16 protein-coding genes are annotated in these 14,747 nt (G+C 38.4%); 8 read left to right on the top strand and 8 right to left on the bottom strand.

The window, feature by feature from the left end; all coding sequences use genetic code 11:
• The first annotated feature begins 17 nt into the window (after positions 1 to 17).
• Positions 18 to 140 carry a hypothetical protein gene (locus CSV74_RS17060; protein ID WP_255408344.1) on the top strand — a complete coding sequence of 41 codons (123 nt, stop codon included), beginning with the start codon at positions 18 to 20 and terminating at the stop codon, positions 138 to 140.
• Positions 141 to 308: 168 nt separating this feature from the next.
• On the opposite strand, the gene mgtE is transcribed toward CSV74_RS17060, so the two are convergent.
• Complete coding sequence (gene mgtE / locus CSV74_RS13180; RefSeq protein ID WP_099692020.1) at positions 309 to 1,667, bottom strand: magnesium transporter; 1,359 nt, start codon at positions 1,665 to 1,667, stop codon at positions 309 to 311.
• A gap of 134 nt (positions 1,668 to 1,801) precedes the next feature.
• The gene (locus tag CSV74_RS13175) at positions 1,802 to 2,407 is read right to left on the bottom strand and encodes a general stress protein (protein ID WP_099692019.1); all 606 of its coding nucleotides are present in this window, start codon (positions 2,405 to 2,407) and stop codon (positions 1,802 to 1,804) included.
• Positions 2,408 to 2,678: 271 nt separating this feature from the next.
• Between CSV74_RS13175 and CSV74_RS13170 the strand changes: the two genes are divergently transcribed.
• On the top strand, positions 2,679 to 3,260 hold the full coding sequence (locus CSV74_RS13170) for a 3D domain-containing protein (RefSeq protein ID WP_233190934.1): 582 nt from the start codon (positions 2,679 to 2,681) through the stop codon (positions 3,258 to 3,260).
• Positions 3,261 to 3,390: 130 nt separating this feature from the next.
• On the opposite strand, the gene CSV74_RS13165 is transcribed toward CSV74_RS13170, so the two are convergent.
• The 3 genes from CSV74_RS13165 to CSV74_RS13155 form a co-directional block, all read right to left on the bottom strand.
• Positions 3,391 to 4,803, bottom strand: coding sequence for a GGDEF domain-containing protein (locus tag CSV74_RS13165; RefSeq protein ID WP_099692018.1), 1,413 nt, complete (start codon positions 4,801 to 4,803; stop codon positions 3,391 to 3,393).
• 246 nt (positions 4,804 to 5,049) lie between these two features.
• Positions 5,050 to 5,349: a hypothetical protein gene (locus CSV74_RS13160; protein ID WP_099692017.1), complete on the bottom strand. Its 300-nt coding sequence runs from the start codon at positions 5,347 to 5,349 to the stop codon at positions 5,050 to 5,052.
• A 74-nt stretch (positions 5,350 to 5,423) separates the two neighbouring features.
• Complete coding sequence (locus CSV74_RS13155; protein ID WP_099692016.1) at positions 5,424 to 5,918, bottom strand: VanZ family protein; 495 nt, start codon at positions 5,916 to 5,918, stop codon at positions 5,424 to 5,426.
• Between the two features lie 358 nt (positions 5,919 to 6,276).
• Here CSV74_RS13155 and CSV74_RS13150 point away from each other — a divergent pair, with 358 nt between their 5' ends.
• Both CSV74_RS13150 and CSV74_RS13145 read left to right on the top strand, forming a co-directional pair.
• On the top strand, positions 6,277 to 8,790 hold the full coding sequence (locus CSV74_RS13150; RefSeq protein ID WP_099692015.1) for an S-layer homology domain-containing protein: 2,514 nt from the start codon (positions 6,277 to 6,279) through the stop codon (positions 8,788 to 8,790).
• A 146-nt stretch (positions 8,791 to 8,936) separates the two neighbouring features.
• A complete protein-coding gene (locus tag CSV74_RS13145) occupies positions 8,937 to 10,496 on the top strand; it encodes an FMN-binding glutamate synthase family protein (RefSeq protein WP_099692014.1) in 1,560 nt (519 codons plus the stop codon).
• A gap of 40 nt (positions 10,497 to 10,536) precedes the next feature.
• On the opposite strand, the gene CSV74_RS13140 is transcribed toward CSV74_RS13145, so the two are convergent.
• Both CSV74_RS13140 and CSV74_RS13135 read right to left on the bottom strand, forming a co-directional pair.
• Positions 10,537 to 11,220, bottom strand: coding sequence for a C40 family peptidase (locus CSV74_RS13140; protein ID WP_037561364.1), 684 nt, complete (start codon positions 11,218 to 11,220; stop codon positions 10,537 to 10,539).
• A 182-nt stretch (positions 11,221 to 11,402) separates the two neighbouring features.
• The gene (locus CSV74_RS13135) at positions 11,403 to 12,032 is read right to left on the bottom strand and encodes a YflT domain-containing protein (protein ID WP_099692013.1); all 630 of its coding nucleotides are present in this window, start codon (positions 12,030 to 12,032) and stop codon (positions 11,403 to 11,405) included.
• Positions 12,033 to 12,308: 276 nt separating this feature from the next.
• Between CSV74_RS13135 and CSV74_RS13130 the strand changes: the two genes are divergently transcribed.
• The 4 genes from CSV74_RS13130 (at position 12,309) to CSV74_RS13115 (ending at position 14,424) form a co-directional block, all read left to right on the top strand.
• Positions 12,309 to 12,722 (top strand): cation transporter dimerization domain-containing protein, encoded by a 414-nt coding sequence (locus CSV74_RS13130; RefSeq protein WP_099692012.1) that lies wholly within the window; start codon positions 12,309 to 12,311, stop codon positions 12,720 to 12,722.
• A 369-nt stretch (positions 12,723 to 13,091) separates the two neighbouring features.
• Positions 13,092 to 13,676 carry a TetR/AcrR family transcriptional regulator gene (locus CSV74_RS13125; protein WP_099692011.1) on the top strand — a complete coding sequence of 195 codons (585 nt, stop codon included), beginning with the start codon at positions 13,092 to 13,094 and terminating at the stop codon, positions 13,674 to 13,676.
• A gap of 84 nt (positions 13,677 to 13,760) precedes the next feature.
• On the top strand, positions 13,761 to 14,147 hold the full coding sequence (locus tag CSV74_RS13120; protein WP_099692010.1) for a DMT family transporter: 387 nt from the start codon (positions 13,761 to 13,763) through the stop codon (positions 14,145 to 14,147).
• Positions 14,110 to 14,424, top strand: a complete 315-nt coding sequence (locus CSV74_RS13115; protein ID WP_029052608.1) for a DMT family transporter — start codon at positions 14,110 to 14,112, stop codon at positions 14,422 to 14,424. The genes CSV74_RS13120 and CSV74_RS13115 overlap by 38 nt, the downstream gene beginning before the upstream one ends.
• 96 nt (positions 14,425 to 14,520) lie before the next feature.
• Here CSV74_RS13115 and sda read toward each other — a convergent pair whose 3' ends face one another.
• Entirely contained in the window at positions 14,521 to 14,658 is a 138-nt protein-coding gene (gene sda, locus CSV74_RS13110) for a sporulation histidine kinase inhibitor Sda (RefSeq protein WP_029052607.1), read from the bottom strand.
• Between the last annotated feature and the right edge of the window lie 89 nt (positions 14,659 to 14,747).

Raw genomic sequence — 14,747 nt, 5'->3', positions numbered from 1 at the left:
CCGCGGAGCTCTTCGTTATGTACTCGCTCTTCGACGAAGCGGTACAGATTATTCGACTTTACTTCTTCACTATCACAAACCCAGCTGCACCAAACTTCAACCCAAATCCGTTTGTGCAATTGCTGTTACTAGTAGTATAACCTATACAAAACGCAATAAACGTAAATCATCAAACTGTGAAGAATGTCATGTTTCTGTAGTGTTTGGCATCAAATTGAGATATATTACAACAACCTTACACTAACCTTCCGTTACTATATATTATGCTGAATGTTCTGTTTATATGCAAGAGAAATCTGAATATTCAATTACATTAATTTTGAGATGAACATTGTAGCAATTCCGAAGTAAATCAGTAACGATAGAATGTCATTAACCGTCGTAATTAAAGGACCAGAAGCTACAGCTGGATCTACTTTAAATTTATTGAGGATCAAAGGAATAGTCGTTCCTGCAATCGTTCCGATAATCAGTGTAGCAACTAAAGAGGAACCTACCACTAATCCTAGTGTGAAACTACCTTGCCATACATAGGCGATCACTGAGATCACGGCACCACACACGACACCTAATATAATTCCAACAATTAATTCGCGAAGAACTAGTTGCAGTGCCGTTTTCATATTCAAGTCCTCAGATACCAGACCACGCACTACGACAGCCAAAGATTGGGTGCCTGTGTTACCGGTCATACCGGCAATCATCGGCATGAAGAAGGCGAGAGCGACAACAGCTTCCAACGTTTCTTCAAATTTGGAAATGATACTACCAGATATGAGGCCGATAAATAACAATAGAATGAGCCAAGGGAGTCTACGGTAGGCCGCTACTAGAGGCTTTGTTTTGAAGTCAATAGATTTACCAGAAGCGAAAAGCATTTCGATATCCTTGTTTGCTTCTCTAACGACTAAATCGAGTACTTCGTCAGTCCGTATGATTCCCACTAATATATTCTCTTTATTGACAACAGGTAGTGATACGAAATCAAATCTCCCAATCATTTTGGCTACCTCGCCTTGATCAGTCGTATCATATACTTTGGCGAGACCGGTCTCCATAATTTCCGTTACTATACAATCTTCCTTAGCGAGCAATAAATCACGGTAAGAAAGCACACCTACTAATTGCTTTTCATCATTAATGATATATACGTAATTTAAGTAATGAGCAAATGATTCATAATGCTTGAGCTTTTCAATCGTTTTTTCAACAGTATATGACTGATGAACCCATACATAACGTGTCGTCATAATCCGTCCAGCTGAATCTTTTGGATACTTTCGTCGCTGTAAAATATTCTTTTTTTGTTCTTGGCGCAATTCAGCTATGAGTTTTTCCACTTGTTTATCTGACAGCTCAGACAAAAGGTGAGATAAGTCATCACTTTTCATTTCTTCCAGCAGTTCTGTGGAACGAATTGGCCCTACTAAATCCAGTACGCGTAACTGTTCATTTTTCGGTAAAAAGCCTAGCATCTTCACCAGATGATCTTTATCCAGTACTTCTAAAAATGTTGTATGTCGTTTTCGGGGTAATCGCTTATACTGAGCAGCTACTTCTCTAGGTTCTAGTTCTCTAATTACTTTTCTTACGGATTCCAGATTACCATCTTTAATCAATTGTATAATCGCGCGTGAAACATCATCTTGATCACGAGTCACCGGCATGTAACGCACCTCTCTTATCTGTAAATAGTTACGCTCAATCATTCTTTCCCTTCTGTGGAAGAAAAGAAACCAAGTGAAGCAATATATAGTAACTTTATTCAATAAAAAAAGCCTCCGAAGAGACTTAATTCAATTTAATTGTGAGTGTCTTTGTCAGCAGGTTTTGGATCAGTTAATGGATCGTAGCTATGATTTTTAGCTAGTGGATTTGGATCAATCAATGGACTTGATTCGATATCTCTACCGGTAGGTTGATCAATTGAGCCTGTCGTATAGGAAGCATGTGTATGTGTTACTGGATTATATAGATCTGAGTCGATTAACACTAAAATTTTACCGTGTTCGAAATGATCATGGTAGCGATGGGCTTCTTCTTTGGGGATTCCCATTCCGATCAACGCACCCGCAAGGCCACCGACACCCGCTCCGGCTGCAGCTCCAGTGATGCCGGCTACTATTGGGCCAGCTGCTATAATAGGACCTATCCCTGGAATAGTCAAAGCACCGATGCCTGTAAGAATTCCTCCAAAACCACCGATCAAGCCAGCAGTTGTAGCTCCTGTCGCGGCACCTTCAGTAGCATGTGTGCCTGTTTGTTCGACTACGTGATCTGCTTCTTCACGATCTTTACTCATGATTGAAATTTCATCTGCGGTAAATCCGAGATGCTTTAAATTTTCGATAGCGGCAATGGCTTCTCTATCTGTGTCATAGGTTCCAACTACATGTCTTTTCTTCATAAAATAGCCCTCCTTCAAATTTGCTAGAGTATAATTTTACATTACTTATAAACTACCCCTTACTATCCAAATAAAACTCGGCAATGTTTAGTCATATCGAAATGTAATGTTTGATACAGGATTTAATACCTAAGTTTTCTTATAATTCGAAATGAAAACAAGCTATTTGTAACACAAATGTAGGTGTTGTCATTGCATTGTTTCATGTTTGTAATCTAATTGTAATATAGACTTGGTAAGATAAGGCTATCAAATCGTTAGGGGTGGCATATTGAAGAAGTTATTATTTGTATTGACAGTAGCCATGTTAATCACAGTATTCACAAGCGGGATGAACGAAACATCGGCCGCATCATCAGTTCACACAGTTAAAAAAGGTGACACACTATATAAAATCTCTCTACAAAACAATGTATCTGTCTCTAATATTCAAAAATGGAATAACTTAAAATCCACAGTGATTTATCCAAATCAAAAGTTGCGTTTAGTGAAGTCTTCTAAAGTGGCTGCTAGCGCTCCGAAGAAACAAAGCACACCATCTCGTTCAAATGGAGATAATGTATCAAAAGAACTTATGGTAAGTGCAACAGCGTATACAGCACATTGCAATGGTTGCTCAGGTATTACAAGAACAGGATTGAACTTACGTAAAAATCCCAACTTGAAAGTAATTGCTGTAGATCCACGAGTTATCGAATTAGGCACAAAAGTTCACGTTGAAGGGTACGGATATGCCATCGCTGGAGATACTGGCGGAGCAATCAAAGGTAATAAAATCGACGTATTCATTCCAAGTAAATCACGTGCCTACCAATGGGGACGTAAAAACGTAAAAGTAAAAGTTCTAAATTAATATATTGAAAGCTCACATCGCATAGTGGCGGTGTGAGCTTTTTTTATTGCATACATGGGTATGATTAACTGTGCTTTAGTATGGATAACAAAAAAACATGAACCCTATCTTACAGGCATCCATGTTTGGGTTATATGAAAGAAATGACTTGGTTCTTGCCGTTCTCTTTTGCTTTGTAAAGAGCGAGATCCGCTAAATGAAATAGTTCATTGAAGCTTTGTATATTGCGCCTCGTATTGTCACTGAGTCCTATACTGATCGTTATTGGAATAGGTAAAACATCTGAAGTAGATGACAAGGACTCAATTTTTCCAGCGAGTAAAGTAGCTTTTCTTTTTGCATCTGCCATAGAAATGCCTTGCATCACTAAAACAAATTCATCTCCACCGAAACGAGCTAACACATCTTCTTTCCTTATTTCATGGATAGAAGTGTTCGCAACAAATTTAATGGCTTCATCTCCGACTAGATGACCATATGTGTCATTAATTGCTTTTAAATTATCGATATCAAAAACAATACAAACAACGGGTTTTTTAGGCGTTGTGGCTTCATCCAACCATAAATTAGTCGTTTCTTCTAAATACTTTCGATTATATATACCTGTCAAATAATCCGTGTTTTCGCTCGTCGTGCTGGAAGAACTTTGTAACCGTATTTGCAATTCGAGTGCTGCTTTTACTAGTCGGCTGTCTTCAATTTCATGCAATAAATCAATATATTCCTTCTGAATGATTGCTAATTCATCAAAAGTACAAAGGTTTTCTGCCAACACAATTCGTTTTTGCTGGATATCTTTCAGTATAGAGTAATCTCTCAATTTCTCCTCACGTTGTTTTGCTTTCGTGTAAAAGTGGAAAGCCTTTTCTGGATCACCTATTAAATCATAGAATCTACCTTTTAAGATTTCTAGAAATGCCAATTCACGCGGGTGATCGTTCATAGTAGGTAACTGGCGCAAAAAATCAAGGCTAGTCTGAGCAAGATAGGAATTTTGTAGGTTAATAGCGGATTCAATTACGTGCAGATGTGCTCGAATCAATAAAATTTCTCTGTCTACATCTTTCATCTTTGCGAAAGAAACGGCTAATTGTGCAAATTCTAAAGCTTTATCATATTGCTCTTTTTTATTGTGAAGAAGGCTTAGTTTATTGTAGGCCATGCTGATATAAGAATAATCTTCACTCTCAATCGCAATGGAGAGCATGTCTTCCAATAACTTTTGTCCTCTGTCATAGTCTAATGCGAAAGAGCTGACGAAGTATTGCAAATAATACGAACGCATATAATCGGACTTCTTGCCATACAAAATACATTGTGTATGATGCTCTTCTATATGAAAGAGAACTTTTTCAAAATCACCTGTGTAATAATGGGAGATCGCACAAATGTAATGTGCGGTTAAAACAGCTTCATTATTTGAAAATAAAAGACCTTTATTTAATAAATCTTCTGCCCATGTAATGACTAGGTCATAGCGTCCTTCGCTTCTTGCTTCACTAATTTTGCTATAAATAGCCGTTATCTCATTTTCCTTTGCCATTGCTGTTCTCCTCCGATATAGGAAGTTTTAGTATTTTTTATAGTTCTAATGTATGCGTTATATTGTGTTAAATGTAATGCTATCATATCACGTCATGAATAAATGAACACATTTAAAAATACTCATTTTACGAATATTCCATTGAATACATTATAGACTATAGTTGTATATACCCTGTAAACAAAAAGTATAAACGTCCTACTTCAAAATATGAAGTAGGACGTAGAATTATACATTATATATAACTTATTTTGATTGTATTTGTTTGTATAATAAAATAAATTGTTCAGGTTCTTCCTCGATTTCAAATGTAAAAACACCTTCATTTGTATGAAGATAAAATAATCCTGTGTGACCAGAGAAAGGGCGATAGGATACATCAAAAACATGCTTCAGAGGGAAACTGCGCTCCGACGTTGTAATGCGATCTTGGAATAAGCACATTGTGTGGTAAGATTTTTGGTGCGTTTGTTCTATGCGATCCACGACTCGGTGGATGGAAATATAGCTAAGTGAAAGGAGTAGCTGATCACTCGAGTTATTCATTAGACGACCTCCCATTTCGTCATTATCATAACACAGAGTACTATGCTCGTAAAAACGTTAGGAATACTATAAACCTAAACGATACTATGGAACCAATTTTTACGTAAGTGACTGGCTAAACGAACTAACGCTAGCAGTAAAAGAAAAGTTACAGCACCTGCTGTATCTAAATACACATCTTGCATCGTCGCGGTGCGGCCTCCTGTAAAGTACTGATGTAATTCATCAGCACATGCTAAAACGAAGCTGAATAGAGCGGCCAACAATAAACGACCCTTTCCTTTAGGCAAGAGCCAATAAATGACTAAAGCTAAAAATCCAAATGTAAAGAAATGTGCAGCTTTTCGAATCAAGAATTCTACAAAATGATAATATCCCCGTTCTTCAATAGAGATAGTTCTATCCCAATAGGAGAATTCCCACGTGGATAAAGCAGTTTTGCCAGGTTCGCTGGGTAGCCATTGTTGTAATGTGGAAACAAGCGATTGCTGTTCGTATGTCTGACTGGATGAGATCGACAGTCCGATTAAAATGCTGAGTAGTAAGAGAAGAGCCAGTAATTTTTTCATAATGGGATTGTATCATGAAAAGTAACATATGATGTAGGCGAGCTATATTTTAATTTGTTATTGCGCAGTTACAAGGTTGTAACCTGAATGTAATATGCAAGGTGTACACTCTCGTAGTGCTGGTAGTTCCACAATATATGAAATGCATCCTTCATTTTCCATTACCAACAAAGGAAATGTATGTTATTATTTTAGTTGAGCGCCTAGTAATCATTCTTTCCTTTCCTATACTTTATTCATTTAATAGTCTTAAGGATTATTTAATGTGAAAGAGGGTATAAGAGTAAAAGAGTGGTTTTTATGCTGCTCTACAACCAACCAGCAATCACGCAAACAAACTAGAGGAGGAAATTATTTAATGAAATCACAATCAAAAAAGAAGTACAGTAAGTATCTAACAGGCGTAGCATCAGCGGCATTAGTAGCATCAGCGGTGGCACCAGTTGTCAGTGCAGCAGACTTTAATGACGTTGTGGAAACTAACTCACACAAGGAAGCAATTGATGCACTAGCAGCAACAGGTGTAATCAGTGGTTATCCGGATGGTTCATTCAAGCCTAATAAGACTTTAACTCGTTCCGACGTAGTGAAGTTAATGGGAAAATGGCTTGTATCAAAAGGTTATTCAATTCCGACAGACTATAAAACAAATCCACGCTTCACAGATTTAACATCCAATTCGAATGACGAATTGTTGCAATCAGCGGCAATCGTAAAGGATAACGATGTATTTAGAGGATATGAAGATGGATCATTAGGCGCAGCTGGATCTATTACCCGTGAAAATATGGCGGTTGTATTGGTTCGTGCGTTCGATTCAGTGAATAAAACGAGCTTATTAACATATGTGCAAGAACAAGAATTTGATAAAGACGTAGTAGATTTGAATAAGGCGAAAGCTGAAGCACGTACTGCAATCGATGTATTAGACTACTTCGACATTACAAACCCAGCTGCACCAAACTTCAGACCAAAAGAAACTACAACACGCGCACAATTCGCTTCATTCCTTTACAAAACGATTCAAGTTGAAGTACCTGGAGAAGAACCGGAAGCTCCAGAAGTATCTGAAATCACTTCTGTTACAGCAACTGGCGAAAAGCAACTTGAGCTAACAGGTAAGAGTTTACACGTGTTGAAAGCAGAGCAGTTGAAGATTGAAGGAAATGAACTGGCTTCATTCAAAGCGAACGAAGACGGTACAAAAGCGACAATCGAATTAAAAAACGAACTAACGTCGGGTAAAGAAATGACTCTTAACTTGACGACAAAAGCAGAAGCTGAAGGCGAAGAAGATGTAGTGACTTCTTACAAGTTCACGTACGAGCTGACAGTAGAGAAAGTTACAGCTACTACTACTCAAGTGAATGCTGGTACAGCTGGTCAGAAGTTGGCGTTCAACGTTGATGGTAAACCTGCTGATATGAAGAAATTGACGGATGCTGGTTATACGGTTGCGTTCCAGTCTACTAATACTGGTGTGTTCTCTGAGCAGGCAACTGGTACATTGAAGTCACTTAAGACTACTGACGGATTCTCGTATAAAGTTGTCGTGACAGATAAAGATGGAAAAACTGTTGAATCAGAATTAGTAGATGTTAAAGTAGTAGACTACGCTAATACAGTTTCTGAGATTAGTAAAGTTTCAGTTAAGCAAGACGGAGTAACGGTAGAAAGTGGAAAAATTTCACTTGAAGACGGTGCAGTAGATGTAAAAGTCGAAGAAACTATTACTCTTAGCGGAGCAACAAAAACTGATTCGACTGCAACATTCACTTCTTCTAATCCAAGCGTAGCAACAGTCACTTCTGCTGGAAAAGTAACGCCGATCAGTACTGGAGAAGTTACGATTGTAGCAAAAGTTGGCGATGTTACGAAGGACATAAAGCTTACAGTAGGTGCTGGTAAGCGTGTTGCAAGCAGTGCTACATTATCGTCAACAGACACAAAATTAATAAAAGGTACAACTCAAGGCACTAATGTAGTAGTTAAAGACCAGTATGGTGACTTATATGCTGGCGATGTAACTGTCGAGTCAAAAGACGCTGAGATTGCTACTGTTGAAGCAGCTACTTTAGCAGTTGCAGAAGGTAAGGCTACTGTGAATGTAAAAGGGATCAAAGCTGGAACAACAACTGTCCAAGTTAAATCTGGAGATACAGTTCTAGGTAATATAGCAGTTGCTGTTTCGGATGATGAAACAGTAGCTACTAAAAAGCTAGAAACAGTATCTGCTTCAGACGATTTGACAATTGATGCTATTAATGGTTCAAAAGACGGCTCTGTAACATTAGCTTGGAAACAGTACAATAGCCAAGGATTTTATGTAGGCAACGACAAAATTGGTGCTGGATACGAAGTAACTTCGTCTAATCCAAGTGTTGCAACAGTTACAAAAGATGCTAAAACAGGAGAACTGACTGTTGAAGCTAAAGAAGCAGGAACTACGAATATCTTGATTAAACAAGGAGATATTACAAGAGCAACTGCTACGATTACTGTAGTGAATTCAACTCCGTCAATATCTTCAGTAGAGTTTAAAGAGACTACACCTGTCATCACTTCAGGAGATTTCAATATGCAGGTAGTAACTGGAGATGGAATTAAATTGACTTCATCAGAAGCTACTCCTCTAATTAAAAATGACGGTACTATTTATATGGTAAACGAAGGAAATGAAATTACTTTAGGTACGATTGCAACGAGCTATTCCGGAGATTCTGCGGCTGTTACTGATTTGAAAGTAGAAGGCGGTAAGCTTTCTGGTAAAGCTAATAAAGGTGCTCAAGGCACTGTTGTAGTAAGCGTGAAAAAAGATGGCCAATCTAGCGCGATTGCAACTAAGCAAATCGAAGTAAACGTTCCAAAGTAATCAAAACGTAAATTAACAAATCAATAATTTAGCAACATCCAGTCCTAATCCTTGAGAGACATTCAAGGATTAGGGCTTTTTTACGTTTAGTCAGCCGCTTATCAGGGGTACAGGTAAAGTACAGACAAATAGAAAGGAGTGGGGCTATGAATTGGTTAGAAGGCATCAATTTTACAACTTCATTGGTTGTGCTGATTATATTAGCCATTCCAATCAGTATAGGGATTTTTCTATACTTTTTTGATCGAAGTCAGAAACAGCACGCAATTTTACGTAACTATCCAATCTTAGGTAGAGTTCGCTATATATTTGAAAAGGTGGGTCCAGAGGTTAGACAGTATTTATTTAATGACGATAATAGCGGCAAGCCATTCAGCCGCGAAGAATACTTACATATGGTGATGCCCGGGAAGTACTTAAACAGTATCATTGGTTTTGGGTCTAAACGAGACTACCAGGAACCTGGTCACTATATTCGTAATGCCATGTTCACGAAACAAAACGAGGAAATGCGTGTAGATAATGATAATCTATTGAAAACTATGCGCTATGAAGTAGAAACTGACAATTTATTCTCGCGCAAAGAACATCGTGAAGAAGTGACAACATTGCCTTGGTTGTTACCCGAGGAAGATGCGATTGTATTAGGACCAAATTGTGAGCATCCATTTGTCGTGCGTAGCTTATTGGGGCAGTCCGGTATGAGTTATGGTGCGCTCGGAGACCATGCAATTACTGCACTATCTAAAGGTATTGGTATGGCGCAAGGTGCCTGGATGAACACAGGTGAGGGTGGCGTATCAGACCATCACTTGGTAGGGGGCGCAGATATTATTGCGCAGATTGGATCGGGGTTATTCGGGTTCCGTACAGAAGATGGACAGTTCGATATTGAAAAAGTAAAAGAGAAAGCAAATATACCACAGGTTAAGGCGTTTGAGATCAAGTTAGCCCAAGGAGCAAAAATGCGTGGAGGACACGTAGAAGGCGAGAAGGTGACAGAAGAGATTGCGGCTATACGAAATGTAAAACCTTATACCTCTATTAATAGTCCGAACCGATTTAAACAGTTCCATGATTATCCGACACTGTTTTCATTCATTGAAGACATCCGGCATGCCGGTGGAATACCTGTAGGCATCAAAATAGTCATTGGTGGAAAGCAAGATGCTGAAGAATTCGCATCGTATATGGCTGAGACAGGAATGGGTCCTGATTTTATCTCACTCGATGGAGCAGAGGGTGGATCGGGGGCTACCTATCAAGACTTAGCGGATAGTGTGGGCTTACCACTTCGTTCGTCTCTTATTCTACTAGACGATGCGTTGCGTAAGTTTGAAGTGCGTGATCAAGTAAAGATTATTGCATCAGGGAAAATTATCACACCTGATAAAGCAGCAATTGCATTGGCTTTAGGTGCAGATTTGATACAAGTGGCACGTGGTTTCATGATTTCAGTAGGCTGCATTATGGCAGAGCGGTGCCATACGAATACATGCCCAGCTGGTGTCGCCACGACAGATCAAAGCTTACAGCGAGCACTTGTTGTAGAAGAGAAGAAATTCCGTGTAACAAATTATATTTTGACAATGAGAGAAGGATTATTCCGTGTGGCTGCGGCTGCGGGCTTAGATTCTCCAACAAAGTTTGAAAGGCATCATGTAATCTATAAAGATGAGCAAGGGAAAGTCCATTCCGTTGAATAAAAAAACGACCTGATGAACGTTCATCGGGTCGTTTTACTGATTATATTCTTCTGAAACTGTTGAATTTAGATTTCCAGTACGGATTGTTAAGGCTGACGACTTCCGACTTCTTGCCACCAGCATGAACAAATTTATTGTTTCCGACATAGATTCCTACATGCGAAATACCTTTGCGGTAGGTGTTATGGAAGAATACTAGATCTCCAGGTCTTGGTGATTTAATTTTTGATGATTGTTTGAATTGCCCGGTTGTTGTTCTAGCTACAGACTTACCATTCTTCTTGTATGAATACTGGATGAATCCACTGCAATCGAATCCTCTAGTTGTAGTGCCGCCAAAACGGTATGGGATTCCGCGCAAGTTCATTGCTGTTTTCACAACACCAGATCCTCCACCTTTAGTATGGGAAGCTGCTGCTACTGCCTTGCCTGTAGATCTCTTTAATAGAGAACTTGAAACATATCCTTTTTTACCATTAATTTTTACTTTATACCACAATTGTTTACCTGCATATTTTTGATGTGTCAGTTGAACGCGTGTACCTTTTTTTAATGTAAAGACTCTTCTATGTTGTGTTCCAGCATTTGCTCGAACGTTTGCATTATGTACTGTTATGTATGTACCACTTTTAGCTGTAGCTTTACTTGCTGCATCGGCTGTCCCGCCAGTGAACCCGACGAACATGGCTGATGCCATCAAAATTGAACATAAAAACTTTTTCATGAATGACTCTCCTCCGAAATAATAGATATCACTTTCTAGCTGCAAGTAATATCTTACACGACAGCTATAGAGTGAAACATTACGTTCACATTAAGAAGAGGTTACAAGAAACGTGTTTTGTAAACAAATTGTAACAAAGTAAAGAGCCTTCCGTAGAAATGAAAGGCTCAAAAAGAATATGATTATTTTTTAGGGAAAGTAGAAGGATCTTCATCCTCAATTTGTTCGGATACTACGGCATCCTCTTCTTTAGAAGTAAGATCATTTGTCTGAATTGTATCGGCCCGATTGGTTGCTTGTAGAACTTCTGGTTGTGGAGGGTTTTGCAAAGGTTCATATCCGCCATAAGACGGTTCAGATACTGTATCCTCAATAAATGGATCTGTCGTTCTATTGTGATTAACGACAGGTTTAGACGCACTAGGCGATAATCCGTCTGTAGAGAAAGGTTCATCTTTCGAATACACGCTGTAAGCCAACCCTTCATCTACATATAGCATCATACCACCGTGTTGAACTTCTTCGTAATAGCGGTCTACTTGAATGGTGTCCATTCCGATACCATACATCATTTGTTTGATCTGATTTTCGCCAGTTAAGAAGCCTATAAAGCGATCTGTCCACGTATCATATGCGGAGTACACATCTACGCCTGTTCGACTGCGTAGCATGGATACATCGTTTTCATTTTTAGCGATTACATAAATATTATCATCGATATAACCTGTTTCTTTTAATTCCTCTATCTTACTTAGAAGATCAGCATCCTTGTAATATACGCCAATAAATGTTTTGCTTACAAGTTCATCCATTGTATCGCCTCCCTTTTTATAGTTGGTTTATATAACATACCCATTTCACGTCCTACAAAAACCTTGCGAATGTTGGTAAAAGAATGGAGTGTAAAATACTGTTGTATTGTAAATTAATAGAACGAAGAGAAGAGTCAAGAAAGTCATATTCAAGTTTAGTCTTTTCGCCACATAACTGTTTGACAGTAAATTGCATAGTACTAAATTCTTTGCCAAGGATTTACAAATATGATAGGATACACAATATAATGAACAAAAAGAAAGGGTCGGTTTATCATGAAAAAAAGACAGATATTAGCTCCGCTTAGTCTATCACTTCTACTATTAGGAGCATGTAACGCGGATACTGACAACGAAAAAGAAGTGAACAAGGAACAAACCGAACCTACTGAAAATGTTGTTAAAGAACCTGTAGATAAATCTGATACAACGGCTTCTAATGATGAGTTAAAAGAAGAGTTTGAGAAAGAAGAAGGGGTATCGGAAGTAAGTTTAATCATTACTGAAGATGCAGGTGGTTTCGTCTTGCTGGACTTTGAAGTTACCGAAGACATGAAAAAAGAAGATGCTGAAAAAATTAGTAAAAAATACTACGAACGTCTTGAAAAAGAGTACCCAGAACATAGCATTGATATCCAAGCACGTAAAAGTGGAGAAACATTCGTACAAGAAACAAAAGATGTCAAATAATGAACGTAAAAATACCGTCCTGTCAAAGGACGGTATTTTTATCGTTACAACTCATAGATTATTATTCAGCTATTCCTACTACTGAAACAAAAAGAGTAAACGTATTGAACACTAGTAAGAATAACGAATTTTCTAGATGGCGTATATGAGTATTGTTTTACTATTTACAGTATATAGCCCGTCAGCTACAGCAAATAACGCGTTTACTGACATAAAGACGAATCATCTTATAGTTTTGATGTGTACTTTGCATCAAATGATGGTAGATTTAAAGAGTATTAAGTAAATCCGGAAGTAATCATTGTCATTACCTGTAAGAAAAGAATAGTACGATATACTAATTAGAATCTATAGAGAGTGGGGAATACCTTGGGGAAAAAGACAGCGATTATATATTCAGCTATAGAAGTATTTCAAGAGCAAGGGATTGAGAAAACGAAGATCTCCGATATCGTCAAGCGTGCAGGGATTGCGCAAGGAACATTTTATTTATACTTTCCGTCAAAATTATCCCTTATGCCTGCAATTGCGGAAGTGATGGTTATGAAAACGATTGAAATCGTCAAACTAACGGTTGATGATGAAGCAACGTATCCAAAACAGTTCGAACAAATGGTAGATGCAATATTTAAAGTGAACAAAGAGTATTATGAAATATTAGCCGTCATCTATTCAGGGATAGCTTCAACGGAACATATTCGCGAGTGGGAATCCGTATATGCACCATTTTATGAATGGATTAGCGAAAAGCTTGAAGCTGCCAAAATAGCAGGCGCAGTTCGCCAATCGATCAAACCTGAAAGGACAGCAAAGATCATTATTGGTCTTATTGAATCAGCGGCTGAGCAAGTATTCCTTTACGCTCAACATGATGAAAGTGAAGCGGATAGACAGAAAGAAGAAGTCCTCGATTTTATATCTCATGCACTGCAATTTCAAACAGCGAAAGGTTAACATAGCAATATGTTAGCTTTTATGATAAAATGAATGATAGTCAGTCATATAGTTGAACTAAGAAATAAAATTGGAGTGAATGGTATGAATAAAGCATGGTTATATGTCGCATTAACTAGTTTTTTTGAATTAGTGTGGATTTTTGGTTTTAACACAGCGACTCACTGGTGGCACTGGATATATATCGTAGGGTTTATCTTTGTGGATTTTCATTTCCTTACAAAAGCCTGCGAGGGGCTACCGACAGGAACGGTCTATGCAATATTTGCTGGAATCGGAACAGTGGGTACATCGTTAATGGATGTCATGTTCTTCGGTGAGCATATTAGTATAGGGAAGATCTTTTTCATCTTCCTCCTAGTGGTTGGTGTAGCAGGATTAAAGATAGCGGATGGGCAGGATGAAAAGAAAGCGCTGGAGGGAGTGAAAGACGATGGGTTGGATTCTAGTATTATTGGCAGCTCTAAGTGAGTTTGCAGGTGTAATCGGGTTGAAAAAGTTTAGTGAGAACAAGACATTGGGTAACGGCTTGCTATACTACGGAGGGTTCGGTATCGCGTTCTTCTTTCTGTATAACTCCTTTAAGTTCCTGCAAGTTAGTACAGCTTATGCCGTGTGGATTGGTATAGGTACAGCGGGTGCCGTACTCATCAATATGGTGTTCTTCGGTGAATCGAAGAGTACAGGTAGAGTAGTGAGTCTTATTCTGATCGTTATCGGCGTAGTTGGACTCAAAGCGTTATCATAAAATATATCTCCTTAAATAGAAGGAGATGTACTTATAGAATGGAAAACGGACATTGCTATGATAAAAAGGCATGTCCGTTTTATTGTATCCGAAAGATCAGCTACTGAGTTTTATCGATTCCAAGGCACGTTTACGTATCTCGCGTTCCAACAGTTGGATGAATTCCAGATTTAGATGGTATTTTTGAGCTTGTTGATAGGAATAGATCAACAATTGATCCGATAAATGTGGCACAGTAGAACCGCCTCCTTTAGGATGAATAGATTGTAATCAGTCTGCATGCTTCTCTCTAGATGTTATCTCTTACTTTACCAAAGGAATCT

Source organism: Sporosarcina sp. P19, assembly GCF_002743165.1.
GTDB lineage: Bacteria > Bacillota > Bacilli > Bacillales_A > Planococcaceae > Sporosarcina > Sporosarcina ureae.
Note: the sequence above shows the minus strand (reverse complement) of the source record. Positions and strands in the feature narration are given on the sequence as shown.